The organism is Chamaesiphon sp. VAR_48_metabat_135_sub (assembly GCF_031418915.1).
Classification (GTDB): Bacteria; Cyanobacteriota; Cyanobacteriia; order Cyanobacteriales; family Chamaesiphonaceae; genus Chamaesiphon.
The window spans coordinates 1-26,395 of record NZ_JANOJV010000147.1 but is presented as its reverse complement, the minus strand read 5'-3'; the positions used below and the strand labels follow the sequence as shown (position 1 = coordinate 26,395).

31 protein-coding genes, 1 rRNA gene and 2 pseudogenes are annotated in these 26,395 nt (G+C 44.3%); 16 read left to right on the top strand and 18 right to left on the bottom strand.

What is annotated here, in order from left to right; genetic code table 11:
* Positions 1-99 (top strand): 5S ribosomal RNA (rrf, locus tag RMO55_RS10940); the annotation flags it as partial.
* 146 nt (positions 100-245) lie between these two features.
* On the opposite strand, the gene RMO55_RS10935 is transcribed toward rrf, so the two are convergent.
* Both RMO55_RS10935 and RMO55_RS10930 read right to left on the bottom strand, forming a co-directional pair.
* The gene (locus RMO55_RS10935; protein WP_310426486.1) at positions 246-1,121 is read right to left on the bottom strand and encodes a hypothetical protein; all 876 of its coding nucleotides are present in this window, start codon (positions 1,119-1,121) and stop codon (positions 246-248) included.
* Between the two features lie 29 nt (positions 1,122-1,150).
* On the bottom strand, positions 1,151-1,879 hold the full coding sequence (locus RMO55_RS10930) for a hypothetical protein (protein ID WP_310426484.1): 729 nt from the start codon (positions 1,877-1,879) through the stop codon (positions 1,151-1,153).
* A gap of 111 nt (positions 1,880-1,990) precedes the next feature.
* Between RMO55_RS10930 and sixA the strand changes: the two genes are divergently transcribed.
* Positions 1,991-2,524: a phosphohistidine phosphatase SixA gene (gene sixA / locus RMO55_RS10925; protein WP_310426482.1), complete on the top strand. Its 534-nt coding sequence runs from the start codon at positions 1,991-1,993 to the stop codon at positions 2,522-2,524.
* Between the two features lie 102 nt (positions 2,525-2,626).
* Here sixA and RMO55_RS10920 read toward each other — a convergent pair whose 3' ends face one another.
* A complete protein-coding gene (locus RMO55_RS10920) occupies positions 2,627-4,261 on the bottom strand; it encodes an iron uptake porin (protein ID WP_310426480.1) in 1,635 nt (544 codons plus the stop codon).
* 626 nt (positions 4,262-4,887) lie between these two features.
* Between RMO55_RS10920 and RMO55_RS10915 the strand changes: the two genes are divergently transcribed.
* Positions 4,888-5,481 (top strand): hypothetical protein, encoded by a 594-nt coding sequence (locus RMO55_RS10915; protein ID WP_310426478.1) that lies wholly within the window; start codon positions 4,888-4,890, stop codon positions 5,479-5,481.
* A 93-nt stretch (positions 5,482-5,574) separates the two neighbouring features.
* On the opposite strand, the gene RMO55_RS10910 is transcribed toward RMO55_RS10915, so the two are convergent.
* Both RMO55_RS10910 and apcD read right to left on the bottom strand, forming a co-directional pair.
* Entirely contained in the window at positions 5,575-7,197 is a 1,623-nt protein-coding gene (locus RMO55_RS10910) for a cyclic peptide export ABC transporter (protein WP_310426476.1), read from the bottom strand.
* Positions 7,198-7,394: 197 nt separating this feature from the next.
* The gene (gene apcD, locus RMO55_RS10905) at positions 7,395-7,880 is read right to left on the bottom strand and encodes an allophycocyanin subunit alpha-B (protein ID WP_310426474.1); all 486 of its coding nucleotides are present in this window, start codon (positions 7,878-7,880) and stop codon (positions 7,395-7,397) included.
* A 306-nt stretch (positions 7,881-8,186) separates the two neighbouring features.
* Between apcD and RMO55_RS10900 the strand changes: the two genes are divergently transcribed.
* A complete protein-coding gene (locus RMO55_RS10900; protein ID WP_310426472.1) occupies positions 8,187-8,762 on the top strand; it encodes a leucine-rich repeat domain-containing protein in 576 nt (191 codons plus the stop codon).
* A 51-nt stretch (positions 8,763-8,813) separates the two neighbouring features.
* Positions 8,814-9,167: pseudogene (locus RMO55_RS22240) on the top strand (leucine-rich repeat domain-containing protein); the annotation flags it as partial.
* A gap of 87 nt (positions 9,168-9,254) precedes the next feature.
* Here the strand turns inward: RMO55_RS22240 and RMO55_RS10895 are convergent.
* The gene (locus RMO55_RS10895; RefSeq protein WP_396134264.1) at positions 9,255-9,707 is read right to left on the bottom strand and encodes a pentapeptide repeat-containing protein; all 453 of its coding nucleotides are present in this window, start codon (positions 9,705-9,707) and stop codon (positions 9,255-9,257) included.
* 124 nt (positions 9,708-9,831) lie between these two features.
* On the opposite strand from RMO55_RS10895, the gene RMO55_RS10890 reads away from it, so the two are divergent.
* Together RMO55_RS10890 and RMO55_RS10885 are read left to right on the top strand one after the other, a co-directional pair.
* On the top strand, positions 9,832-10,005 hold the full coding sequence (locus RMO55_RS10890; RefSeq protein WP_310426468.1) for a hypothetical protein: 174 nt from the start codon (positions 9,832-9,834) through the stop codon (positions 10,003-10,005).
* 7 nt (positions 10,006-10,012) lie between these two features.
* Positions 10,013-10,462, top strand: a complete 450-nt coding sequence (locus tag RMO55_RS10885) for an EVE domain-containing protein (protein ID WP_310426466.1) — start codon at positions 10,013-10,015, stop codon at positions 10,460-10,462.
* Positions 10,463-10,508: 46 nt separating this feature from the next.
* Here RMO55_RS10885 and RMO55_RS10880 read toward each other — a convergent pair whose 3' ends face one another.
* The 3 genes from RMO55_RS10880 to RMO55_RS10870 form a co-directional block, all read right to left on the bottom strand.
* The gene (locus RMO55_RS10880; protein WP_310426464.1) at positions 10,509-11,216 is read right to left on the bottom strand and encodes a DUF4157 domain-containing protein; all 708 of its coding nucleotides are present in this window, start codon (positions 11,214-11,216) and stop codon (positions 10,509-10,511) included.
* Positions 11,217-11,548: 332 nt separating this feature from the next.
* Positions 11,549-11,701, bottom strand: coding sequence for a hypothetical protein (locus RMO55_RS10875; protein ID WP_310426463.1), 153 nt, complete (start codon positions 11,699-11,701; stop codon positions 11,549-11,551).
* 35 nt (positions 11,702-11,736) lie between these two features.
* Positions 11,737-12,291, bottom strand: coding sequence for a filamentous hemagglutinin N-terminal domain-containing protein (locus RMO55_RS10870; RefSeq protein ID WP_310426461.1), 555 nt, complete (start codon positions 12,289-12,291; stop codon positions 11,737-11,739).
* Between the two features lie 270 nt (positions 12,292-12,561).
* Here RMO55_RS10870 and RMO55_RS10865 point away from each other — a divergent pair, with 270 nt between their 5' ends.
* Entirely contained in the window at positions 12,562-12,681 is a 120-nt protein-coding gene (locus RMO55_RS10865; RefSeq protein WP_310426459.1) for a photosystem II reaction center X protein, read from the top strand.
* A gap of 308 nt (positions 12,682-12,989) precedes the next feature.
* Positions 12,990-13,925: a Ycf66 family protein gene (locus RMO55_RS10860; RefSeq protein ID WP_310426457.1), complete on the top strand. Its 936-nt coding sequence runs from the start codon at positions 12,990-12,992 to the stop codon at positions 13,923-13,925.
* 114 nt (positions 13,926-14,039) lie between these two features.
* On the opposite strand, the gene RMO55_RS10855 is transcribed toward RMO55_RS10860, so the two are convergent.
* Complete coding sequence (locus RMO55_RS10855) at positions 14,040-14,189, bottom strand: chlorophyll A-B-binding protein (RefSeq protein WP_310426488.1); 150 nt, start codon at positions 14,187-14,189, stop codon at positions 14,040-14,042.
* Positions 14,190-14,646: 457 nt separating this feature from the next.
* Here RMO55_RS10855 and RMO55_RS10850 point away from each other — a divergent pair, with 457 nt between their 5' ends.
* Both RMO55_RS10850 and RMO55_RS10845 read left to right on the top strand, forming a co-directional pair.
* Entirely contained in the window at positions 14,647-15,420 is a 774-nt protein-coding gene (locus RMO55_RS10850) for an RNA polymerase sigma factor SigF (protein ID WP_310426455.1), read from the top strand.
* A 229-nt stretch (positions 15,421-15,649) separates the two neighbouring features.
* The gene (locus RMO55_RS10845; protein ID WP_310426454.1) at positions 15,650-16,684 is read left to right on the top strand and encodes a hypothetical protein; all 1,035 of its coding nucleotides are present in this window, start codon (positions 15,650-15,652) and stop codon (positions 16,682-16,684) included.
* Positions 16,685-16,808: 124 nt separating this feature from the next.
* On the opposite strand, the gene RMO55_RS10840 is transcribed toward RMO55_RS10845, so the two are convergent.
* Positions 16,809-17,318, bottom strand: a complete 510-nt coding sequence (locus RMO55_RS10840) for a hypothetical protein (RefSeq protein WP_310426452.1) — start codon at positions 17,316-17,318, stop codon at positions 16,809-16,811.
* A gap of 98 nt (positions 17,319-17,416) precedes the next feature.
* Here RMO55_RS10840 and RMO55_RS10835 point away from each other — a divergent pair, with 98 nt between their 5' ends.
* Together RMO55_RS10835 and RMO55_RS10830 are read left to right on the top strand one after the other, a co-directional pair.
* Entirely contained in the window at positions 17,417-18,259 is an 843-nt protein-coding gene (locus RMO55_RS10835) for an ROK family protein (protein WP_310426451.1), read from the top strand.
* Positions 18,260-18,603: 344 nt separating this feature from the next.
* A complete protein-coding gene (locus tag RMO55_RS10830; protein WP_310426449.1) occupies positions 18,604-18,789 on the top strand; it encodes a hypothetical protein in 186 nt (61 codons plus the stop codon).
* 61 nt (positions 18,790-18,850) lie between these two features.
* Here the strand turns inward: RMO55_RS10830 and trxA are convergent, their stop codons facing one another.
* The gene (trxA, locus tag RMO55_RS10825; RefSeq protein WP_310426448.1) at positions 18,851-19,168 is read right to left on the bottom strand and encodes a thioredoxin; all 318 of its coding nucleotides are present in this window, start codon (positions 19,166-19,168) and stop codon (positions 18,851-18,853) included.
* Between the two features lie 387 nt (positions 19,169-19,555).
* Between trxA and RMO55_RS10820 the strand changes: the two genes are divergently transcribed.
* A complete protein-coding gene (locus RMO55_RS10820; RefSeq protein WP_310426447.1) occupies positions 19,556-21,574 on the top strand; it encodes an N-6 DNA methylase in 2,019 nt (672 codons plus the stop codon).
* Positions 21,575-21,644: 70 nt separating this feature from the next.
* On the top strand, positions 21,645-22,901 hold the full coding sequence (locus tag RMO55_RS10815; RefSeq protein WP_310426446.1) for a type ISP restriction/modification enzyme: 1,257 nt from the start codon (positions 21,645-21,647) through the stop codon (positions 22,899-22,901).
* A gap of 209 nt (positions 22,902-23,110) precedes the next feature.
* On the opposite strand, the gene RMO55_RS10810 is transcribed toward RMO55_RS10815, so the two are convergent.
* From RMO55_RS10810 to RMO55_RS10785, 6 genes are all read right to left on the bottom strand, one after another.
* The gene (locus RMO55_RS10810; RefSeq protein ID WP_310426444.1) at positions 23,111-23,395 is read right to left on the bottom strand and encodes a type II toxin-antitoxin system RelE/ParE family toxin; all 285 of its coding nucleotides are present in this window, start codon (positions 23,393-23,395) and stop codon (positions 23,111-23,113) included.
* Complete coding sequence (locus RMO55_RS10805) at positions 23,388-23,621, bottom strand: hypothetical protein (RefSeq protein ID WP_310426442.1); 234 nt, start codon at positions 23,619-23,621, stop codon at positions 23,388-23,390. The genes RMO55_RS10810 and RMO55_RS10805 overlap by 8 nt, the downstream gene beginning before the upstream one ends.
* A 370-nt stretch (positions 23,622-23,991) precedes the next feature.
* Entirely contained in the window at positions 23,992-24,354 is a 363-nt protein-coding gene (locus tag RMO55_RS10800; protein ID WP_310426440.1) for a type II toxin-antitoxin system PemK/MazF family toxin, read from the bottom strand.
* A complete protein-coding gene (locus RMO55_RS10795) occupies positions 24,347-24,625 on the bottom strand; it encodes a hypothetical protein (protein WP_310426439.1) in 279 nt (92 codons plus the stop codon). Before RMO55_RS10795 ends, RMO55_RS10800 begins: the two co-directional genes overlap by 8 nt.
* Positions 24,622-24,924, bottom strand: a complete 303-nt coding sequence (locus RMO55_RS10790) for a type II toxin-antitoxin system RelE/ParE family toxin (protein WP_310426437.1) — start codon at positions 24,922-24,924, stop codon at positions 24,622-24,624. The genes RMO55_RS10795 and RMO55_RS10790 overlap by 4 nt, the downstream gene beginning before the upstream one ends.
* Positions 24,924-25,187 (bottom strand): type II toxin-antitoxin system ParD family antitoxin, encoded by a 264-nt coding sequence (locus RMO55_RS10785; RefSeq protein WP_310426435.1) that lies wholly within the window; start codon positions 25,185-25,187, stop codon positions 24,924-24,926. Before RMO55_RS10785 ends, RMO55_RS10790 begins: the two co-directional genes overlap by 1 nt.
* Before the next feature lie 336 nt (positions 25,188-25,523).
* On the opposite strand from RMO55_RS10785, the pseudogene RMO55_RS10780 reads away from it, so the two are divergent.
* Positions 25,524-26,395 (top strand): annotated as a pseudogene (locus tag RMO55_RS10780) (helicase); the annotation flags it as partial.

Here is a 26,395-nt window from a genome sequence, read left to right as displayed (position 1 = left end):
TGGAACCACACCGATCCCTTCCCGAACTCGGAGGTGAAACGCTATTGCGGCGACGATAGTTGGGGGGTTGCCCCCTGTCAAAATAGCTCGATGCCAAGCTTAATACTCAAGACAAAACAACCCCAGTCTACGACTGGGGTTTCTTTTGTGGATATATTCCTGAATTTAAGTGAGAAATAGCTACCCAACCAAACATCATATATCAATTCACCAACGCCGCCTATTTCTATCCTCAATCGCTTAATTCAAGGCATCCACTCTACTCCAAAGCCGAGCCGACTGTCGTAGTTTTCCTTCGCATTTTGCTGCTGGATATCTGTAGATAATCGGAGATTATTGGTGAGTGCATAACCGACGGAGAGAGTTGTTAGTCCTGTTTCGGTACTACTGCCGAAACCTACCCAACTTTGACTCAGGGCGATATCTGCACCGCCACCACGGGAAGGGGCTAACATTAGTTTCACGCCCAGATTTAAACCATCGCGGCTGTATTTATCGGTTTCTAGATGGCGAAATCCGACTAGTGGAGTAATATTGAGATAACCACCTAAGGGTAAGAGATAGTATTGAGCGTCAGCACCATATGCAGTGCGATTCCCAGTAGAGGAAGAATTGTAATTGGCACTAGCAGATAGTCCTTGATTGCCGAAGAAGACATCATCGACAGCAACATGAAAACCCCCAGATTGATCAGTGGAGGGATATTGGGAATAGCCAACTTTGACTCGCGTCCGAAAACTGGGGGCGGTTCTTATCTCACTCATGACATCAGGGATGCCCTGGAGCCATTTTTGGAAGACGGGGCTACCATTGATAATTTCGGGACTGAGATCGATCTTTTCTGATGGCGGTGTTTCAGGTTGAGCGGGATTTTGGGCGACTAAATGAGTTGTTTTTTTGCGGTTACTGAGTACGGGAAAAGTAGCGGTGTCCAGAAGAAGAAGGTCGCTAGGGGGACTAGCAATGCTTGGCAAGCTTTGTCCCCAACAACCCAGAACAACGATAGCTGTACCGACTAATTTTTGGCACAAACGCTCTGGGCTAAAAATATGATGATAATTTCGGTTTAGCAATTTATTTAGTGGCGATCGCCTGATGGCGTGCTGGTGCGATCTCATCATATTTTAGCATTAGGGAGAAAATTTTCGGTCTAGTCTTCACTGTTGGTGGCAATTGTGTCGATGGAATTGGCACTAAAATCATCATGTGGAGGCAGATCGCCATGAGCGGTGGCAACGGAGGTAAAATCATGGAGATCCGCCCGTGGGGAATAATGCTGTTTTTGGAAAATCCGTCGAGCGAGTGCATCGATGGAACCTCGAACTCGATAGCAATAAGCGGCGATGATAAACCATGCGCCAAACCAGGATTTGGACTCAAAGCCATAACCGTCGAGATTGCAGAGCAATGTTTCACTGACAGCACCCCAGCCCAGATTGCCGCATATGCCCAAAGTATGGGTAAATAGTCCAACGATGCCAAATGATGCCGCGATCGTCAAGGTAGCATAAGCTCCAGCCCAAAATGCCTGTGCCTTGGGGTACCAAGTGGCTGATTCTTGTTTCCAAATAAACCAACCCCAGTGGAATAGGAAAGCGAAAAATAGGCTCGGAAGTAATAAATTAATCGCCATCGAGAACACACCAACCAAATATTGGCGTTCTTCGACGATCGAATTCACTGAAAAATGCCAGCTAGCACCTAAAAAATTGGCAACAGGCAAGCCAAAAGGCAATAAAATTAGAGTTTGAATCCAAGCTTTCTGCTGGGGCAAAAAAGCCGCCCAGTCAAATCTCCGTTTGCGCTGGTTCGCAAATTCTTCTATATATGGTTTTGTCATAACTACTGCAACCTCGATCGTATCTTTGATATTTGTCACCCAATTTTAGAATTCCCCATCGATCGACAGATGTATCAATGGACAATAAACAGTTACCCGCTAGTTATCATCCGATCGATCGACCATTAGCATCAAATAATTAACAAAAATATGTATTTATACTTGATTCGTCATGGTATTGCGATCGATCCAGATCCGCTCACGCTTGACTCAATTGCTGATGATGAGTCAAGACCGCTTACTAAAATAGGACGCAAAAAAATCGCACAAGTTGCCGATTGTCTCAAACAGATCCACAGCCACAAAGGGGCAAGATTAGGGTTAACTTTCGATCTGATAATTACTAGTCCACTAATCCGCGCCAAACAGACGGCTGACATTTTCATTGACAAGCAAGTTAGTCCTAAACTAGAGATAGCTCAGGATTTGAAACCAATGGGAAATCTGCCTGCTTGGTTGATGAATTGGAATGCCAGATCTGATCGTAATTCGATCTCGACTCTAGCTATAGTCGGACACGAACCTAATTTAAGTGAATGGACGGAATTATTGTTATTTGGCAAGGTTTCTCACCAATTAATTCTCAAGAAGGGCGGCATGATTGGCTTGAAATTTCCAGGCAACCAAATTGAAATTGGAACAGCTCAACTCTACTGTTTAATTCCACCTAAATATTTGAGTTAAATATCTAAAAAATTCAGCCAGAAGATCTATTTTACTTCTGGCTGAATTGGTTTAGTTACTTGACAATCGGGTCAAATAACTAATTGAGTTAGGATCGGATTGTTAGAACGTAAAAGTAGTTCTGACAACACCGATTACGACACCATTACCACTAGTTTGGCTAGGTGCTGTGAGATAGATCAAACCAGGAGTGATACTGAGATTATCGCTAAATTTATATTTGTAGAAACCTTCGAGGTGATATGGAGTATTGCCAGCACCGCCAACGTAAGGCTCTGCTCCAACTAGCAGACCAACTAAACTACCTTTACCATCAACGTTAGGTAAGGAAAGTCCCGCACCATAGCTCCAAATATCTTGTTTGCCGATGGCTGCTTTGTTAGCACTGGTATTTAGCACAAATCCATTGAAAGCTAAAGTATCGCTAGCTTTGTAAGTAAACTCAGCACCATAGGAATTGGCAGTAGTACCATTAGCATTGAAATTAGCTAGCGGAGTTACAGCACTACCGAGAGTACCGGTTAATGAGGCAGGGCCACCAAAGCCATAAATAGGATTGACACCAGTATGATAGCTATTAACATAGGTTAAACCAGCCTCAAACTTATCGTTAAATTTGAAATTCAATTGTCCTAACAGAGCATAGTCACCATTGAATAAACCTTGACCTTGAGCCGGATTATTGGCACTACCAGATAAGTAACCGACTGTAAAAGACTTTAATCCAGTCTCAGAGATCGGAAAATTGGTACCAACGCCAGCACCACCACCAATTTTGTAGATGGGGCTAGATTCAGCGAAGGTAGAAAGTGCGCCGCTACCACCAGTAAAGTCATCAAAATTAGATCCGTAGCTTGGTGCGTAATCTACATGAATCCCGTTCCAGGCAGCTACATAGACATTGGTATTGCTGACAGGGAATTGGTATGCCAACCAGTCTAGACCGACACTATTTGCGGTAGAACCAGGTACAGCAACAAATCCTTCAGATACCTGAGTCCCTTCACCAGTCGGGCCATTTTTTAAGTTGGTATTTACGCCGGGTTGGTTGCCAGCAGCTAATCGTGTCCAGAGTTTATCTTGACCGCTGAAGCTGGATTCAAATAATAGTCGGACGCGATCGCCAAGTACGATATTATTGGAATTGGAACCACTTAAAGCACCAGTCAGGTTGAAGATAACTTCACCTTTGAGTTTGGTAGTGGTGGAGAACTGGTTTGCTTGAGCTTGAGCGATTTTTTTGTCTGCACCAATCAGGCGACCATCAATTTCGGTCAGTTGGGCGCGATATTCTTGAGTCAATCTTTTGATGACTTCGAGATCGGCGGCGGTTACAGCGGTGGGCTGTTGAGCCAGCATGGGTTCGACTGCGACCAAGCAGGTATTCAAACCACGTGCGAATTCAATTTGAGAGACGGGTTGGTTGTTGAGATTGGAATTGCAACCATATTTAGCAGCTACACCTTGGAGAGCGGTATATTGCCAGTCGCCAGGTTTGACGATCTCACTAACAACTTCAGGACTATCAGTTTCTGGTTTAGTAGCTGGAGTAGGTTCGCTAGCGGCAATTGTCACGGGTTGCGAGCCGCTGGCTTTGTTTAAGATGAGGTTGTCAGATGTGTTCCTAACTGGTTCCGAACCAGTTTTTGGTGATGCCATTACCCCAGTGGATAAGAACAGAGTGATGCCCAAAATTACAGGGCTAATTAATACAGATTTCCAAAATGTTGATGACATCTAGGTGATTCTCCTCACATTAAAATTTAGGGTGTTCAAATTGACATAGTTCGGTTTGAGTGGGTACTTCAGATTAACCAGATTGTATCGTTAGATACTCTTAATCTGAGTTGGCAAATGCCAAATTTCAACTCAATCCTTACTAGGACATAGCTTAATCGTTTTGCCAGTTTAAATACCGATCGTCACGATACAGTTAGCAGACCTATTGGGTTGTCAAGATGACTTTTATTATAGGGTCTAACGATTATGTTCCGATCGCGTTTATCCGGTTTCAAGTAAAAATTAAGTAGGGCTTTCAGTGTAAATAGTGACGATCGATACCAATTGTACGGTCACTATCGTGTCTGTCGGCAAGACAGTGGGATTTTGGCTCGATGTCTGGACGCAGAGCGAAGGTCGGCGATGTTAGAGTACGGTCTCCGATGCTTCGTAGGTATAATATACCCTAAGATAGCCCCGAAATTAACATAACTTAATTATTAATAATTTGGTCAGGACAATAGTTTCAGGATGAGTCCAGGCGGAAAATCGATCGAAATTGTTAAAACGATCGATTCTGGCGATCGAGTGGGTATTCTATACCTATGACTAGGAAGTTTAGCTGTGGATTTAGGTAGTCAGTAATGAATAAGCAACTACAACAGATGCGCAAGTTAAGTCTCGATCTGGATAAGACAACAAATAAGCTGGGCGAAATCAGCCCTGAAAATTCCAGTAAAGGTAGATTGGAACACGCTGACGCGAAAGGCTTGCTGTTTGCGTCGGCAATTAAGGCTAAATCTGACGGCTCTCGCCCGATTATTGAAGATGTTATTTTTGCGACATTAGATTGGGCTGATTTGAAAGCAGGTAAAAATTTGCTAGAGATCCAGCACCGGAGTAATCCTGAAGATCGACAGAAGCCATATTACTCAACTAGTATTACCAATAAAACGACAGAAAAAATTCGGATCGATCGATTTGGAACCTATATTCAAAAAGGTAACACATTAGTTCTTCACTCAATTACTGGCGGTTTTTTTAGTTCTCAACAGTTTCAAGAGTGGTACGATTTGGGCAACAGCCAATGGATCGAACCAGGACAAATAGTTACTGATGCTAATAATCATAGTAATCTGGGTGCCTATTGGGGCTATTTTGGCACTACTGCTAGTGGTAAAAAGTTTGTCGCTGGTGCGCCCTGGAATGGTAGATCTTGGTGGAAATTATGGAATTAGGCTTTAGGCTTTAGGCTTTAGGGAGTATTTTGGACGCAAACGGCTCGATTCGATCCTCCCAACTACCTATTTCAATCCTCTTCCTTTTAATTATTAATTATTAATTATCTTTCCATAGTCTAACTTGATTAGTCGATCGGCGAGATGAAAATATCGATCGTCGTGACTGATTACTAGTACTGCTTTTCCCCGTTGTTTTAATTCGGGGAGGAGTTGTTGATAGAAAATTTCGCGAAAAAAGGGATCTTGGTCGGCAGCCCATTCATCAAATAGATAAATGGGACGATCTTCGAGGTAAGCTGTGAGTAATGCCAATCTTTTGCGTTGACCTTGGGAGAGTGCTGTGGTGGAAAGTTTGCCATTTTCGACTGTTACTTTATGGGTAAGTTGGAGTTGCTCCAGATAAGCCTGGGCTTGGGCATCTGGATCTGCTAATCGTAACCCCATAAATCGATCGAATAGATAAAAATCGGCAAATACTGTCGAAAATAACTGGCGATACAATTCGCGATTGCGATCGTCAATTACATTCCCATCTAACCGAATTTCACCACCATCGGGCACATATAAACCCGTCAGTAACTTTGCCAAAGTTGATTTACCACTGCCATTACCACCGACAATAAATAATAGTTCGGCAGGATAGATTGTTAGATCGATCGGCCCTAAGCTAAAATTAGTTTCTTCTCCTACTAACTGATAACTGTGGGTAGCTCGATCGATCTCGATTTGTTTAAACTCACTGCGAACATTCGTCGTGCGTGCTAATGTTTCAGCGCGACTAGCCAGGGATAATCCCAACGCATCGATCTTCCGCAACGCCACACCTGCTTGACTCAGACTCGGTAAATTCGATAGGATATTCCCGATCGGGCGCATGATATAAGATATCGTCAGCACATAACCCGATAGTAATTCTGACGAAACCGCCCTAATTTGGGGCAAGCCGTATACCAGCAATCCCAATAGCAAAAAGAATAACAAATCACCTAAACCATTAGATAAAGCGATCGCCCGTTGACTGCCAATCCGATAATCGCGTAAAGTTGCCGCAGTAGCTTGTAAATCCTCTGCAAAGAAATCTTCCCGTCGTTGGGCATGGAGTTTGAGTTCCTTCACCCCATCAGTAATTGCCTGAAAATGCTTCATCAAGGCATCATTCTCTTCCCGTGCTTTAGTGAAAAAACTCACAGCTCGATTAATCAGCAGTTGCACGAGACTAATTGCCAGAACCAGAAATCCTAATGTGCCCAACAGCACCCAAATCGACAGCCAACCCAAATAAGTTAATGATGCCAAAATTATTGCCGCGTTGGTACATAATGTTGGCACAATAAATACAGCACTAGAAATTGACTGCACATCTTCAGTCAGCGTCACTAGCAAGCGATTTGCTCCCAGTTCCTCTAGATGTCGCAAGGGTGAAGCCAAAATCCACCCACTAATCCGCAGCCGCAATTTATAAATCGCAGATTGCGCCAACTGCACGAGTAAAAATTGCGAGACGAGATTAGTCACCAGCGCGACTGCTACTAGCCCGATAAAGCCCCACAGCAGCCCTTGAGAAGCTTGGGGATGTGCTGGAGTAATTTCACTAATCGATCGATTGATAAGGGCGATAGAAGCAGCACTACCGATTCCACTAATCGAACCCGTAATGGCAGCAGCGACTGCGCTTACCCAGGATGCTTTGAGGAGGAATTCGATTAGATTCATCAGTTAGGGAGGGGAGTGGGGGTGTTGGGGGGGAAAGGGGAAGGGGGAAAGGGTAAAAGGGACTGGAAAATTATTCCTCCTAAAGCATAAAGCCTAAAACCTAAAACCTAAAACCTAAAACCTAAAGCCTAAAACCTAAATAAATAACCCCCAGCAACACTGAGGGTTATTTATAGTTGATAACAGAAAATAGTAATTTAGGACAGATCCTGAATAATGTAGTCAAAATAGGGAGCTGCGGCTGCGGCATCTTCCTCAGTGAGGAGGTTTAAAGCGGCTTGTTTGAGTGCGACGATCGAATCAGCCATACCATTAACAGGAACGCCAAGGGAATTATACATGTCCCGCACGCCAATCAGTCCGATTTGCTCGATCGGGCCTTTGTCGCCAGCTAGTACTCCATAAGTAACTAACCGCAGGTACCAACCATAGTCTCTCAAACATTGAGCGCGTTGTTTTTGTCCGTAAGCATTGCCACCAGGGGCGATGTAGTCAGGGTGTTTTTGCCACAACTGCTTACTAGCTTGCTCGACAATTTTCTTCTCGCTCTCGGCAAGGGTAGTAACGATCCGAATCCGCTGTTCGCCAGTTTGCAAGAATGACTGGATGTTTTGGAGTTCTCCGCTACTGGGGTAGCGCAGATCGTCATCGGCTTTGAGAATAACTTGACTAACTACACTCATATTAATTGCGATCGATTTTAGATACCTATTATAAGAATAGTTTAGCTACTCACGGTCGCACAAGTGAAGCGATATCGTCAAGGTAGATGAGATATTTGGCAAATCTTTACAATTTGGTACCAACATTCGATCGCGCTACCATATTCTACAGCAACACTCTGCCTCTGTCTGAGTCGATCGAAATAATAGTACAAATGCTTGGATCTCCAGGATTGACAGTACTCACTATAACAGTCTGAAAACCGGAACCAAACAATGAGAAAGAAAAAGGGAAGACTATAGTATCGTCGATCCGGTATGTAAGAAATGAAGAAGATTTTAGCAACGATAGGTACAGCAGTATTTTTAGTGTCTGTACTGCCAATGGTGGCAGGTGCGGTAGAGCCGATCGAAGTTAAGACCTTCGCCCAATGGTGCGAGGAAAAAGAATCTGTGCCAGAGGCTACCAGAAGGACAATTGATGCAGTGCTGGGACAAGCTGGCACTAATGATTGCCAATTGGCCGATCGTAAACTTAGAGATCTTACTAATCTCGATCTCAGCTACAACGCAATCAGCGATCTGAAGCCTTTAGCTGGATTGATTAATTTGGAAAATCTCCGTATCTCCCTTGGTAACATCAGCGATCTGGAACCATTAGCTGGACTTATTAAATTAGGTAGACTCAGTCTCCATAACAGTCGAATTATTAACTTAAAGCCGTTAGCTGGATTGAGTAAATTGTATTTACTCAATCTTTCTGACAACACAATCAGCGATCTAAAACCATTACGTGGATTGACTAATTTGAAATATCTTAATCTCCGCAGCAACCAAATCAACGATCTGAAACCGTTAAATGGATTGATTAACTTAACTGAACTCAATCTCAACAGCAATTAAATCAGCGATCTAAAACCGTTAAATGGATTGATTAACTGAACTGAACTCAATCTCAACAGCAATCAAATCAGCGATCTAAAACCGTTAAATGGGTTGACTAAATTGAATCAGCTCAATCTCAGCAGCAATCAAATCAGTGATGTAGAACCATTAGCTGGAGTGACTAACTTGACTCAACTCAATCTCACTAACAACCAAATTAGTGATGCGAAGCCATTATCTGGACTGATCTATTTACGTTGTCTCAGACTCGATAGAAATAGAATAAGTAAGAATTATTGCCCTTTAGTTCCAAAATTAGTTACGGCTGATATATACAGACATACGACTCGTGAAAAAAAATATCTACGTTCACCATGTGACTGTAGTCAAGATTCAGTAGTGTGTGAGACTGACACAATATAACTGCATCTCCATTCCCTCGGTTAGACTCCGCGAACGATTAGAGGACTAATTAAGCTGTCTTGCTTCCATTCGCGTTGAAATGCCTAGTTATGGACAACCAAGACTATCTCGCGTAGATACTCCAGTAATCGGATTGACACCCTCTGCTCTCTCGCACAATAGTTTAGCCTGAGATCTGTCGATTAAGGCATCGGTAAAATCAGCTCCAGTAATTTTGGCACCATAGAAGCGCGATCGAGTCAGGGTGGCTTCGGTTAAAATAGCATTGGTCAGATCGGCTTCATCGAAGGTAGCTCGATCGGCTAATGCTCCTGTAAGATTCGCGCCTGATAGATTTGTTCTCAGGAGTACGCCCATCGTTAACATGGCGTTGGTGAGATTGGCTCCACTAAAATCTACTTCCCGCATTTCCGCCGATACAAATACGCCACCAGTCAGATCTTGCCCTGCAAAGTTGCGATCGGTAAGATTAATCCGACTATAATTGGTCTGACCGCCGACTGCTAAACTAAAATCGTTGAAACCCAACGATAACCACATCCCCACGACGACGATCGATCGAGTCAGCCATTGTGCAAATAAAATAGATATAGATTTAGACATAATGTTAAAAATTTTGCTATTCCTAAATCTTAAAGCCTAAAACCTAAAACCTAATCCCTAAATGATAATTGAATCGATCGAGATCGAGCTGGACATTACAGGCGGACTAGGCGCACTAGATCGAGAGATCGAGACTACTCTCCAAAAATGGGGCGAACCCCTACGGTGGGCGATTACAGCGGTCGATCGCGAGACAAATATCGCCCAGATCGAAGCAATCGTCATTAAGGAATAGAGTATAAGTGAATTATTGGTTGATGAAATCCGAGCCTGATGTCTATGGGATTGCCGATCTCGATCGAGATCGATTCACAATTTGGGACGGAGTGAGAAATTACCAAGCACGGAATTTTCTCCAGTCGATGCAAGTTGGCGACTTAGCTTTTTTTTATCACTCTAATACTAATCCCCCAGGAATTGTGGGATTGATGCAGATAGTTGAAGCTCAAGTTATCGATCCCAGTCAATTCGATCTTGATGGTGAATATTACGACCCAAAATCTACTCTAGCAGCTCCGCGTTGGCATACTGTCAAAGTAGAATTTGTCCGCGCTTTCGATCGCCAAATTACCCTATCCCAATTGCGCGATCGATTCACCGCAGAAGAGTTACTAGTTGTCAAGCAAGGGAATAGACTGTCTGTTATGCCCATCCTCGATCGAGTTGCCACACAGATTTTAGAGAATGTTTAAAAACCTAAAACCTAAAACCTAAAACCTAAAGCCTAAAGCCTAAAACCTAAATATTCACAGGTAAATTAATTCCCCAACCCTTATAGTTGACATAAAAACGTCCCTTCCGAGGGGGACAATCGATCTTTTTGCATAACTGACGGGTAAATTTTTCTTCGATCGCGATCGCCGATTTTTCTAAAGGGTTATTTTGATAAGTTTGTCCGCCTTGATAATAACCTTGAAAATAACGTTCGCCAAACTTACTAATTCCGCCAGCTTGATGACATTGTTGGGCGTGAGTCAGTTCGTGGGCGAGTAGTACCAATCGATCGCTATTATGCGGTCGATGGGGGGCGCGAATATAGATCCGATCGCAATAAGTTTGAGCCGATGAATCTACGCCGCCAATATGCGTTTCCTTACCACCTTGCGACCAGCGATCGAGTAATTTGGCTTGATAGACCACAGTTACTCGATCGACCAAATTGCCAAACAGGGGTCGCAAATAGCCCTTCTGAGCTGCATCTAATGGCACCCCCTGTGGATTTCGGATTGCCATGATTTGGGCGGCTACGGGGAGTACTGTCGCCCCAGTTTCACCCCAGGCTTCTGGTGGGGTGGATGCGGCGATCTCTTGCAAAGCGGGGAGCTGGATCGTACCATTTAGCACATCTTGGGACGAGAAGCGATGTGCTAGTAATTGTGGGAAGAGGATACCAGTCGCGATTGCGGTAACTAAAACGAGCAAACAAAATTGATAGAATTTTCGCATGTTCGAGATCGTCGCTCAAAATAGATCGAGGTAAAATGAGCGTAGCTCTATCATAACAAGCTCATTTGTCACTAGCGAAAATCACAAAACTCTAATTATTTGTTGCCAACCGCCTCGAAATCCAGGGTACCGTGTGTACACAAGTGGTGTTGGTGCGGAGCTAATCCACCATGCGGAGGATTTCCCTACGACGACAACCGCCCGCGAATGAATTGCGGGCTGATGGCTCAAACCCGTTGAAACGGGTTGTCAATCCATTGAGTCTACTTCAGTAGACTTGCACCATTAGTCCGCGATTTATCTGCGGGCGGTTGTGGTGCGGAGCAATCCCCCTATTTCTCCGCCTTCGGACACACAACCTTAGTTCCCGTCGGTGCGCTTTCCGTCTGGGCGGCTATCAACGTCACCTTCCCCTTCCAGTCGAATACCCAACCCACCGCAGGCGGTGCTAATTTCCGAGTGGTTTGACTATTCGCACTAGCCACAGGCTGCGGCTTCGCACCGCGAGGATCGTGCCAAACTACCTCACTGGTGAGCAGATCTTCGGCATTTTGTGGATGTCCGCCCCGTCCGACAATATAGAACTTATTCGCCCGCTACCATCGACTAAATCTATACTATTCGCCGTACTCCCAACGAACGCTTTACCCACATTTAACTGTGCATTCGGTCCAAATACTAACCCATTGGGATTAATCAGGAAAAAGTTAGCCCCTTGTGTACTTACAGTTCCATTAATATCGGAGAATAGTCCTCCCGTTACGCGGGTAATAATGTCGCGATTTCCCGACGGATTGAGAAAATTTGCCTGTCCCTTGCTGGGCACAGAAAAATCTCTGAAACTGTGAAATAAAGTCTGTCCTTTCTGCAATCCACCTGTAATGCTGAAGTTATTATTACCTGAAACTTGAGTGCCTAAACTATTGTCGGCTACGGGGATGCGATTGGAAGGTGTATATGTCTGGGAATGGGTAATATTTGCACCTAAGAGTACGCTAGTCAGAGCTAGAGGAGTGAAGATGAATGCGGAAGTTTTCACGATCGATTGTGCCAACGAAGACTTACTGTGATGCATAATAATATCCGACCGCCAAAATTTAACGATCTAACTCGATCGATCTAGCAACAAAAATCAGCGAAAGTACCATCCTGTCTAAGTATTATGGCGTAGATCTTTACCCCATCTCAGCCTTCCCCTTAGAAAGGGGAGGGGACAAGAGCAACTCCGCATCATTGGGGGGTAAGTCAGCCTAAAACGAATTTGGGCAAATACTTCTCAGCGTGCCACTAAATGGATAGAATTAGGTAAAAGAATCTTTTATGCGATCGTAGGACAAAATATTTTATGACACCCTCATTAGCCAATTTCATGTATAGCTTGCTTGCTGGCGGGTTGATCGTAGTTGTGCCCGCTACTGTTGGACTGATCTTCATCAGCCAAAAAGATAAAATTCAACGTTCTTAAAGATCGATCGAGATTATTTAACCTCAGTTAGGTTTCTGTGCCGATTGCGTTGCTGCGATTGGTTTGCGACCGATCTGAGGTTTTGTTGTAGCAAGATCGGTCGATTTTAGGGATGGACGATCTGAGTCGATTGAGCCAAAATAGAAGTGGTAAGCTTGTCACCAGAATAGAGGTTTTTGATATGGTCAATCGGCATAAGTAATGGTGAATGCTAAAATATACGAAGAATCGAATAGCCTCTGGCCAGATCGAGCATCTAATGTCCCAACGGTACAAACCGTTCTGTTTCACCCTCTGAGGAAATCACCGTGAGTTTTGGCATTCCTGCGGCTCTGCTATTTGGCCTAGTTTTAATTCTTGCATCTCTCGCCCTGTTTCTGACCAGCAAGTTCAAGCCAGATTTGTATCAAGAATCTGACAACATCTATGCGGTCATTGGCATCATCTGTGGTTTGCTGCTGCTGATTAGCCTCGACTTAGGTGCGGCAATGGCCTTCCAGCAATTGCTGATGATTGGTTCTCTAATTACCATCATGTGGCAATTTATGCAGGTGCGTGCCGAAAACAAACGGCTCAAAAGCGGTGGTCGCAGTGCTGGTCGCGAAGCCCCCCCACGAAAATCGGCGTACAGTGCCAGAATTGATGATGAACCAGAATATGCGCCAACCAAACGGGGCAATCGTCGCAACGAAGATAGATTCGATCGTAGTAACAACGAACGTGAAGACCCAGAAGAGCTTCCTAGTCGTCGATCTGCGCCTAGACAGTTGCCCGAAGACAGGTTTGCTCAGACAGCCCCGCGCCGCCGTCTCACCGAGCCAGCTCTCACCGAAGTAAGCTCCCTCGCTCGTCACCAAAATGACAGTTGGGATAATGATGATGACTGGAACGATCGAGAACCCGTCCAAGTCCGTCGCGCTTTACCAGATGCCGATCTAGCCAGCCAGCAACCAGAACGCCGCTCGACTAGAAGAAGATCGGAACGCCCTGAAATAGAGAATCTCGACCGCAATCGAGATGATAACGACGATTCAGGTTCAGCACCCCGCCGTCGTCGCCCTCGCCCCGACAGCCCAGGTGATGGCAATGAACGTGTTGCATCAGCCGCCTCAACTCGTCAACGACCAGAAAGTAGTTCAAAAGAAGGCACGACTGCCAACTATGTGGATTACGAACCGATCGATCCACCGTCAGGTTTGCCCGCATCTGGCACAGAACCGATTGTTTTCCCCGATCGATACTAACTTAGTCTCGACTTCTCACAAACAACCTCCACAGCTTAATTTAGCCGTGGAGGTTGTTTGTTTTGGTTTGTGGGTTGTCGCAGTAATCGGACTGTCGTAGTGCAAGATCTGAGGCTATCTAAGTCCCAACCATGTCAATAAATCTTGTCCTGTTACCAATTCCAACAGCAATAACAAGACAAATCCGACCATTGCAAATCGACCATTAACTTGTTCGGCATAGAGGTTCCAGCCAAAACTAGGTTCTACTGGAGACGACGGCATCTTCGAGTCTGGTTGCGGTTTTGTAGTCACGATCGATCTTTTTCTGCTAATTACTGCCATTTTAATCGATCTTCTAGCTTTTCATACTTCGACCCAGCAACGCCGAATTTATTATCTCAGAGCTAGCGATCGAGATCGATGTCGAACTGGGGGCAATATCACAAGCATTTGCCAAATAATCGTCAACAATAGGAGTAAGTCAAAATTAAACAGACAAAAGTCTTTGAATCAGTAAAAACACGGACATCGAACGCTCGAATTTATCTCAAATACTGAGAACTAGTAGTCCCACTGATGGAATTCAACAGGATCTCAGATTAAACTCAACTAGCTGGGATCGATAATCGATCGAACTTAATTTAGAGTCGATCTTTGCCATTAGTTTTTTCTGCCAATCCGAAACAATTGTGTTGCATTTGCAGTGATTTAATCTCAACTCTTAATTAGATAAAGTGTCATGACAACTGTCTTAGAATGCGACCTGAAGCACCACAGTTTACAACTACTGAGAGAATATCAACAGACTGGCAAAGCGAGGCTGCGGAACCAGATCGTAGAACTAAACTTGGGATTAGTGCGGAAGGAAGCACATTTCTGGACAAATCAGTGTCAGGAAACCTACGACGATTTGCTCCAGGTTGGTAGTATCGGATTGATCAACGCGATCGATAAATTTGAAATTGGCAAAGGATGTGCATTTAGTACCTTTGCGACACCTTACATTAGGGGTGAAATTCAACACTATCTAAGAGATAAAAGTTCTGTCCTAAAAATGCCCCGCCGCTGGTTTGCCATCATCCAACAAGCAGGCAGTATTACAAAAGTCTTACAATCAAGACATCAACGTCAGCCCACAGAGGCGGAAATCGCGCTGGAACTCGATATTTCTGTCGCTGAATGGCAAGAAATCAAAATGGCGTACCAAAACCGTCAGCCAGTTAGTCTGGATTGTCCGGTCGGTAGTGATGAAGATGCCAATAATTTAGCAGACCTCTTACCCGATCGTCACTACCAGAGTTTTCAACTATTTCAGGAAGATCGGCTGCGCGTACAACAGGGCTTGATCGCCCTCGAACAACATACCCGCCAAATTCTCGAATTTGTCTTCCTCCACGATCTAACCCAAAAACAAGTCGCCGAGCGGATGGATATCAGCGTGATCACCGTATCTCGCCATGTCAAAAAAGGACTGAACGTTCTGAAATTAATGATGGTGAATAATGAGAATTAGGAATTAGGAATTAGGAATTAGGGATTAGGGATGAAACCGTGCGCCGAGTTTCGGCTCTCCCACTTACGACTTATTTTAATTGTCAGGAAGCGATATTATCGCTGTAAATTTGGGAAGTATAAAAATAGACAACCATTCTCGAAAAATGGTACAGAGTAAACGTCTAATCATCCCGACTGTTATCAACGTTATATGTATAGCTATTTAGGGAAACGAGGTATAGAAAATAATGAATAAATCTTGGTTTTATCTAGGTGTAATCGGCAGTTTGGCAATGCTCGCGACTAGCTGTGGTGGCGATGGTGGCAAGCCTTCTGCTCCCGCAGCCAGTCCGAGTGCTGTTGCTAGCCCTGCGGCTAGTCCTGTTGCTGCGGCTCCGCCTACTGTCCCTGCTACTCCAATTGCTGCAACTACTGCGCCTGCACCAACGGTAGCAGCCACTCCGCCGACAGTTCCAGGCAAATCTATCGTCAAGCCTATATCGGTTGAACTAGCCGCAGGTTTAATTCCGCCTACCGATGGCGATAATTGGGCAAAAACTGTCTCAAAAGGTCGTACCGATCCCTTTGCGATGTTAACATTACAACCCTTTGAAGCTGCCGAAATCTTCGATCCACTCAAGCCAAAAGCTAGCACATCATCGATCGCCAGCAATAATTCACCTGCGATTAAATCTGGTGTTAAACTTGGGACTAGAGTTGCAAGCAACTCTTCCACAATTTCAGCTAAAAATCCTCGTGAGTCAGCAATGAATCCTAACGATGTAGACATCTCAAAAATTCCCATTTCTGGTGTCAATCGGAAGTTTCCGAAGATGGCTGTGGCATTTAAACCATCAGCTCAGGTGAAAAATGCAACATTAAATCCGAAATCAACTGTGGCACTTAAAGCATTACCTCAGGGGCTAAATGCAACATTAAATCCGAAGAAGTCAACTGTGGCAATCAACCCATTACCTCAGCCACTGAATGATTCAAAAACAGCAATCCCCACCGCACTCGAGCCAATATTATCACGAACAGTGGGAATCTCTGGCGTAATTCAAGTAGGTAGTACAACGCAAGTAATTGTTAAGCTCCCCAATGAATCTTTCAGCCGATATGTAGAAGTCGGAGATCGGATTTATGATGGCAAAATAACAGTCAAACGTGTAGAAGGTGAAGAAACTCTATCGCCAGTAGTGGTGCTAGAAGAAGTTGGCGTAGAAGTTACTCGCAGAATAGGTGACATACCTACTGCTAGTAAAGAATCTCAACCTAAGTAAAAAAACTATCTCATTTCAAATTAGTATAGACAAAGGTTGGATTGAACAGGTGTTCAATTCAACCTTTAATATTTTTATCAGATTATTTTTCGGCTCTTCACACTTCTCGGTGGGCATTAGTTAATTAAACCTGCCACTTACCATTTATTTTTCGAGCGAGAAAAGAACCTTTCATAACCCGAGGTGCATAATTAGAGTTGTTATAGACAATTTTACGTTTGACAGATTTATTAGTTAAATCCTCTACTGTATGAAAGCTGTAAGTACGTTCAATACGTATATACTCAAGCCTAGCTTCACTTTCAATATTACCTTTTGCAGCACCATAAGATAAGAGCTTCAATCCTTTTATTTCATGAAAACTAGTTGCACCTGAATGACCTATTTTTGGGATGCTTTGCAAATTCTGCTTGTGATAGAAATCTATGTAAGCTTGACGAATAGCTTTGAGTTCTAATTCAGGAATGGCAGTCCGATTAGCTGCGGATTTCTTGGCAATTAAGATCGGTTTGGATTGACCTGCTGACTGATGAGTTGATACCTGAGACATCGATCGATCGTTGGCATCGGCGATACTAACAATAGATAGTAAAGACGCGATCGAGATCGTCGTAACAATAGCTGATTTCAGCATAAGTATTCATAATATGAATGAGGAACCAAGAGCGATCGAACCGCTCTTATTCTCAGGGTACCCACACAGCAGATTTCGATTAACAATATCCGAGCTTTATGACAAATCAGATCCAAGTTGGTATCGATATTGGTGGGACAAAAATGCTCGCCATCGCTAGGGATTCAGAGATTCAGGCTCGATCGCAAATAACGACAGGTAAGGATTTTTCCGCCGCTGATGCGGAAGCTGAGATCGATCGATTTATGCAGACATTATCTACGCCACCACGATCGATTGGGATTGCTATTCCTGGATTAGTCGATGGACAAGGCACCGTCATCGCCTGTGATGTACTCCCAAACCTCATCGGTTGGCAACCCTTGCTGGCCTTTTCTGCCATTTGTTCGATCGATGTTCTGAATGATGCGGAAGCTGCACTGAGGCAGGTAGTGAGCGATTTGAAGCCCCAAACTGTGGCAGTGGTGGTGATGGTGGGTACGGGGATTGGATCGGCGATTTATGTCAATGGCAGGGTGTTGCGGGGTGCGAATGGTTGGGCGGGGGAATTGGGGAGTATTCCGATTGGAATTGAAGGTAAAACACTAGATGCTCAAGCTAGTGGTGCGGCTATTCTACAGCAATTGGGCATCGATGCCGATCGATTGAGTACCTTAGTTGCGGCAAACGATCTAACTGTAGTTCGATCGATCGAATCTGCTGGCTCGTCACTAGGAATGGGATTGGCAGCTCTCATTAATCTCTTGAATCCAGAATCGATCGTTTTAGCAGGTGGGACATTCCGCTGGCAGGGCTATCTGGAGGCAGCCATGCAGAGTGCAGAGCGGTATAGTCTGGCCGATCTATGGGCGGGATGTCGGGTTCAAATCAGCCCGCATGGAGGCGATTTGGTAGCACTGGGAGCCTCGCAATACATAAAGTCGGCTAGACTTCGTTTTTGATGGTGCTCTAACAGTTTTTGAAAATTATCGACCGCTCTCCAATTGGTAATCTTGACAGCACGAGTTTTAACGATCGCTATTTCGCTTATTTCGCTGATTATGTCGATTGATTAATTGCCACCAAAATCTTTGTATCTGTAGATGGTGGCATCCACTATCGACTGCCTTTAAATACGGCTTTTTACCATACCTATCGATTAATTTGGGATTGCGATCGCCTTTGCTCTTCCCCTCGATTTAAGAGTTGCTAATTAGGCGATACCGATTTAGCGATCGCAAATTACAGTACACATATTTTAGAGTCTTCCGATTTACGTTATTCTGGCTATCTCGAACGAAGTAAATTGTCTGCCAAAAAGGGAGACCGAAAGCTTGCTTTAGCCGATCTAGATCTGGCGATCGCTAGCGAACCGAAATTTGCCTCAGCTTATATAGAAAGAGCTACACTCAGTGAACAATCTGGTGATTCTCCAGAGGAGAGGCTCGCGGGAACGATCTGGTGCGAGACTCGATCGCCAGAAAGCCACTGAAATCGAAGCTAAAGATCGAGAAAATAATGACGAATAGAAAGGCTCGAACGACACATTCTATTTACAAAAATTGACCGATCCGATCGATTAATTGTCCTGTTTGCAATACGCCTTCCATCCGATCGACAGATTGTCCACCTTTAAATAAAACTAGAGTTGGTAATGCTTGAATCTGATGACTAGAAGCAATCTCAGGATACTTATCAGTGTCGATTTTGATGACTCTTATTTGTCCATTTAGTTCGATATTGACTTGTTCGAGAATCTTTGCCATCATCTGACATGGGCCGCACCAAGTCGCATAAAAATCAACTAAAATCGGCACATCACTATTAGCGATCGCATCTTCAAAACTAGTGAACTGTTGTTTGACTGCCATACTCTGCTCCTGAAACGGAAGTTTGAATTACTCGATCTTAAACATTTTTAAGTCGATCGGCTAGATTCCGTCAAGATACTTAGCAACTTACAGCTTGCACTAGTATCGAAATAATTAGTAATAGCGGAGATCTTTGGGCACCCCTACAGGTTAATTGTGTTGCAGGGTGGATTAGTGGGAAAAGGACGATCGTGTAGATCCTCGAAATTTAGGGTAGGGGCAATTTATGAATTGCCCCTACCCTAAATTTCGAGCGGTATCAAATCATTTTTTAAATTACCGTATTTCCTCTGAGCTACAACCACTGATTCTTGGGTGTCCTAAAGGGATGCATCGCAGCAAATGCGATCGATTCAAAGATTTCAGTGCAGCCAGGGAATCAGTGCTATGTATCTACTCACACAGAGGGACAATTGGGTCGCTCACAAAGGTTCTGCGGATGTTAGACCACAAGAGTTACCAGCGGAGCAAATCGAAGCTCTACGGACGTTTTTGGGATATCCGAAGCTGGCGCAGAAGTTCGATCGAGCCAACCGAGATTACTGGTATTTGCGGCCTGGGGCTGATGTGGATGAGGCTGAAAATACCGCGCCGATTGCGGTGCGGTTTTATGACGATCTAGAGAGTAAGCAGGAAGAGACTTACAAGCATTATTTAGGGCGGAATTTGGCAGACAAGCCAGTGATGTATCTGCTGTTGCCGAATGGAGAGGATGGGAAAGTATCGTTGGTACTGCCGACTGAGGGTGGACTGAAGCAGCGGAATATTCAGAATTTTGAGATCGACTCGCCGGAATTGCGATCGCGTCTAGAACGCCTGAAACAGGGTACTCTACCTGTGGCGCATAAGGCGATGTTATCGATTCCCCTGGCGGAGTTTGCGTTTTATAAACCGCTCGAAACTGCCAAGGATTTAGCCCAGCAATTAGCGACGGTGGCGAAAAGGATCGAGCAGATTATTCCCCAAGTTTATCGGGATGAAAAAAGCGAGCAGGATGGCTATTTGCACAAGCTATTGAAGAGTTTTCAGCAAGAGTTACTTCCTTTTCTCAAGCTGGAGGCTGAAAACGATAAGGATTATAGTTTTGCCGATATCTATGCTCAGACGGTGGCTTATTCTTTATTTACAGCGCGGGTATTTAGTCATCTGAAATGGCAAAAAGATTTACAGGTACCGACGGTTAAGGAGCCATTATTCGATCGAGCATCAGCATGGGAACAGTTACCAGAAACTAACCCATTTTTGCGGCAGTTATTTAAGGATATTTCAGAACGACAGGATCTTGGGGATGAATTGATTACGGAGATTGCCAATATTTTTGGGATTCTCCGAGCAGCGAAGATGGAGGCGATTTTGAGTGATTTTTCCCAGACGGGAAATCGGGACGATATCATCATCCATTTCTATGAGCCGTTTTTGGCTGCTTACAATCCCAAACTGAAGGACAATCGCGGGGTTTATTACACGCCGGAATCGGTGGTTTCTTACATGGTGCGGAGTGTAGATATTCTGCTCAAGGATAAGTTCCACAAGCCGCTGGGATTGGCAGATCCCGACGTGATGATCCTAGATCCAGCAACAGGTACGGGCACATATCTACTGTGGATTTTTCAGTTGGTGGAGCGGCGATTTAAGGGGACTGATGGGGATGTGGAGTCTCAGCGGTTGATTAAAGAGCGATTTGGGGAGATGTCATGGACGCAATATGTGCGGGATCATTTATTGCCTAGAGTGGCGGGGTTTGAGCTGTTGATGGCTCCCTATGCGATTGCTCACTTGAAGCTGAGTTTGTTTTTGCAGGAGAGTGGGTATGAGTTCGATCCCAATCAGCGGCTCGCGCCCGTCGGGTTCCCCGACGCGAAAAGCGAGACAAGACAGCGGTTGAAGGTGTATCTGACGAACACGTTGGATAATGCGCCGCGCAAGTCGGAGTTTTTGTTTGATGAGTTTATTGCGTCGGAAGCTAATGAGGCGACGAGCATCAAGCAGGATGAGCCTGTGATGGTAGTTGTCGGGAATCCGCCATATTCGGGGCATTCGGAGAATAAGGGCGAGTGGATTAGCAATCTGCTCAAGGACTATTACCAAGTGGATGGGCAGCCTTTGGGTGAGAAGAATCCCAAGTATTTACAGGATGACTATGTGAAGTTTATTCGGTTTTCGCAGTGGCGGATTCAAAAGACGGGGATGGGGATTTTAGCGTTTATTACCAATCATGGATATCTAGATAATCCGACATTTCGGGGAATGCGTCGCAGTTTGGATCAGACTTTTGATGAGATGTATATTTTCGATCTGCATGGCAATAGCAAGAAGAAGGAAGTCGCACCGGATGGCTCAAAAGATGAGAATATCTTTGATATTCAGCAGGGTGTTGCAATCGGTTTAATGGTTAAATTACCATAAAAATGATTTTAGTAATTCATAGTTTTTCAATGGGTACAATAGAAAAAAGAGGAAGACCTCTAACTTCTATATGTCAAAGATCTTTCATGCGAGCTTACAAGGTTTAGCTAGTCTAAAAAATCAGGAATTATTAGTTTCGGATATTAGCAAAACTGAATGGTCAGATATTGATATTGAAGCTTCTAAATTCTACTTGCTGATCCCTCAAGATTCAATCTTTCGTCAAGAGTATGAGAGATGGTGGAAAATAACTGATGTGCTTCCTGTTAATAGCATGGCGATAACAACAGCGAGAGATAAATTAACGATTCATTTATCTAAGAACGATATTTTTGAAACAGTCAAGGATTTTGTTGCTTTACCTGTTGAAGTGGCTAGAGCAAAATATGAATTAGGTGATGATACTCGTGATTGGAAAATTCACCTTGCTCAAAAAGACATAAAAGAATCAAAAGTCTCTTATGGTAACATATCCCAAATTACATATCGTCCATTTGACATTAGATATACTTATTATACTGGTAAATGGAAGGGTTTTCACTGTACGCCACGTACTGAAATCATGGCTCATATAATTGCAAGTGATAATTTAGGGCTGTGTTCTGTTAGAGGAAGTAGAGAAAATAGTATATCAAACTTCTTTGTATCTGAAAATTTAACAGATAAAACAATTCTTTCTTCTGCTGATAACGCTAATATTGCACCCCTCTATCTCTACCCTACCACCCCAGGTGAAATAGATATGGGAATTACTCGCAAGCCTAATATTGCACCCGAATTCCTAGCAAAACTCGAACAAAATTTTAGCTATATACCAACACCCGAAGCCATCTTTTACTACATTTATGCCATTTTCTATTCCCCCACCTACCGCAGCCGCTACGCTGAATTCTTAAAGGCAGACTTCCCTCGCGTGCCGATGACCCGTAACGTCAATTTATTCCAGCAATTGGGTAAACTGGGAGAGCAATTAGTGAATTTACACCTGATGAAATCCCCGATCCTCAACCAAATATCATCCCCATTTATCGAACATGGTGGCGGCTGTATTGTCGATGCTGGGCATCCTAAATATGAAAATGGTAAAGTAGTCATCAACAAGCAAAAAGACGGCTTTGTGGATGTACCTGAAGCGGTTTGGAACTTCCATGTTGGCGGCTATCAAGTTTGTCATAAATGGCTCAAAGATCGCAAAGGTCGCACACTGAGTCAAGCTGATATCGAGCATTATCAAAAGATTGTCGTTGCCCTGGAACAATCGATCGATCTGATGGCTAAAATCGATGCCGCGATTCCGAATTGGCCGATCGATTCTGAGTACAACTAGCCTCAAAAATCCCCTCCTCGGAGGGGTGCCTGAAAGGCGGGGTGGGTAGATCTTCGCTACCACCTACCAACTCTAAATACGTCTGATTCATGCCAATTCGATCGAGGCGCGATCGAGAGATATTGGTGAATGGCGGAGATTTTACCCACCCCGCCCGGTGGGCACCCCTCCGAGGAGGGGATTTTTTAGATGAAAGATACGAGATTGGTTCAGTAGACTTCATCGTGATTGCCAACATTTAACAGAACGATAACTGTTTCTTCGCTATCTTCTTCAGTCTCGATCGCGAAGACAATCCGACAATCATAACCACAAGAGCAAGCCAATAAACCAGACAATTTACCCTCTAACTTATGAGTACCGAGAGCAGGGTTTGCCAGATCTTCGGATATTTGCGCGATCGTTGCTTCAATCTTTGCTTGTAACTGGGCATCCCGACGAGTAAATTTACGGACGGCTCTTTTAAATTTATTGGATAAAACTACTTTAGTCATCAGCGGTGTTATCTGCCAGAAATGCTCTCAGATCGGCGATGGCTTCGGTAGCAGTTTGCGCTTTGAGTTTCCCCGCTCTAAATTCAGCGAGGGACTCGTTTGCATCTTGGGCGATTTCATCGCGTCTGCGTTCGACTATGCGCCGCTGTAAAAGTTGAAGCAACATCTCCTGCTGATTCGAGGGTAAAGCCATTGCTTTGTCTAAGATTTGGTCTAGATCGTTCATCGACTAAGATTTGGTGGAGGCTCAGTTTTATTATAGATGGCTATTCTAGACTTGTTACTAGCAGCCCTTAACTTATCCATAGGCGATCGTGGTTGAATACCGATCTGTAGTTAAGTAGATCTTCGCTACCACCTGCCAACCATAAATACGTCTAGATTGGGCTAATTCGATCGGGGGATGCGATCGAGAGATATTGGTGAATGGCGGAGATTTTACCCACCCCGCCCGTTGGGCACCCCTGTCTTGTCGTTTTTTTATTCTGGGGGAACCCCAGAATAAAAACGCCGCTCCGTTCGCGCAGCGTCTCCTTCAGGAGAGGAGGGGATTTATTAGTGGGAGTCTGGTTAACTGGGTTCGATCGAGCCAATCGTCAAATCTCTGCTTCAATTACAGTAACAATTGCGATCGTAATAACGGCGATTTCATCTGATGAAAGTACTCCTAACTTCTTGATAAATCGCTGAGTATCGACACCTCGGAGTTGGAGTGTATCAACACTAGAACTCTTGCTCAAACCATTGTCAACAGTAGGATCGATCCTGACGTGCCATAAATTCCTAAAATACCGATCTTTCCAATCGGTAATCGGCGCGACTAACTTAATTGGTAATACCCCAATTTCATTTGAGCTGATTACTACCGCTGGTCTAATTTTCTGGATTTCTGTACCCAAAGTTGGGTCGAAATTTACTAACCAAACCTCTCCTCGTTGGGGTGAAACTGAGTTAGTCATCGATGATGTCTCCAGCCATCAATTCTCGCCATTCAGTTGAAGATTGGTAATGTGTGAGCATTTCCTCTGCTTGTTGAGCGAGGATAGATCGTCGCTCTGCTAAAGGCTGGCGTAGAAAAGCGCGGCGTTCTGCTAAAGTTAGCTCACTAGAGGAAGTCTGCCGTTCCGCCAATGCCTGGGGCAATAATAATTTATGTTTGACTAAATCCCTCTCAGCGGGGGGGAGAGTTTCAACTAATTGCACGATCGAGTCTACTAACTGAGTATTCATTCTTCCTCTTGCTCAAATAAAATTTCCAAATCCTGACGAGCATTAACTACTCTCACAATTTCTAATCCATCATCAATTAGTCGGTAGAGAATAATATATCCCTGAAGTGGGATGCCGCGTAAGTCAGATCGAATCTGTGAATAGCTTTTGCCCATAGTTGGAAATGCTGCCAGATTCCGACATTTTTTGGTAAATTCTTGGAGTAGTTGCTCTCCAGCTTGAATATTGTGTTCGAGAAAGTAGTCAGAAATATTATCAAGATCTCGGATAGCACTGGGGGCAATCGAACAGCGGCTCATTAAATCCTATCCTTCGCTGACTGAAACTTTTGTTGTAGTCGCTCCATCGCTACATCTAATTCCACACCTTCACCTCGATCGAGTTCAGCCACCGCCACATCCACCTTTTGACGAGTATCTTCAATCCAGTTTTCATAGTCTTGATACTTCTCTTCTAGCAGCTTAAAAGCTTGAAGCACAGCATCATCGGCAGATTTAAACCTACCTCTGTCAATTTGCGATTTGATAAACTGCTCTTGTTCTGGCTTGAGGGCAATATTCATACAAACTAGCTATTTGCAAGTTAAATGGAGTTTATTCGTTACCCATCTATTTTAACATCGAGATTCGTTGGCGGTAGCGGAGCGTTTGCCTGTGCCTCCGGCAGGCTAACGCCAAGAGCAATAGCCTCCGCCTTGCGGAATCGATCGTTCGGTATGGATTTGGATGAGTGTTGTTCTTAAATCTCCGGTACGATCTTTTCCCAATTGCATAAACCCACTCCTACATATTTTAGATACACCCAAATTTCTTCATGCTGACGGGGATTACTAACTTTAAGTGCGTTCACAAAAAAATCTGTGTGAATCGATCTTTTCCTTAGAGTAGCAGCCAGTCCCATGCGCGAACAAGATATCCAAGATCTCATCATCCGCCAGCGTCCCTATTATCACCTCGAAGGTACGCCGATTCGCGGTTTGGATTGTCAATACTGGCTCGTCTTCAAACATCAGGATGCGGATAGTCTACTCAAAAATGTGATCAGGTTTCTGGGCTTTGGGAACCAAGACACTACGCACAAACTAATTCGGATTGATGAACGCACTGGCTACATCATCACCTACGCGCCCAAAAATCCTGGTGATATTCCATCCACCGCACTACTGCGGACTGGTTCGCTTTCACTCATCAAGCAATTTCTTCAGGAAATAGCCAGGGTAAAAGATAAAACGCTGCTAGCGAATAGCTTTCGAGGGATCGAGCATCTCAAGGGTCATTATAATATTCCCCAAGATCTGGAGGAATATCAAGCTGCGATTAATCAACTGCTCCAACGCAGTACTATTTACCGTCGCGCTACCGCCTATTTTGATAGTGGGTTGCTCAAAGTCTATGAAGAACCCCTCCAAGACATCATTCAAGCTGATGGACGAATTCGGTTGCTAATGGATTGGCGCGGATTTACCAAAGAACGCGATATCCTCGCGCTCGAACAGCTCTACGATACCAGCAATCCTACTCAGTTTATTCAGCGTACTCTGGCAGAATTTCTTCAGGGATTGGCAGAGAGTAACTTTTCTAGTACCGAAATTCTGGCCGAACTGATTCGGTTGGGCTTCTTGGAAATCAAGCTCGTCAAAATGGAAGGTGGGCGCGGTATCTACCATAGTAAGACGGGGATTTTTAGCGATGGCAAAGACAATCACGCTTTACATGAAGGCTCTAATAATTTCACCGTTGCCGCTCATTCTCGCAACTTTGAACGTTGTCT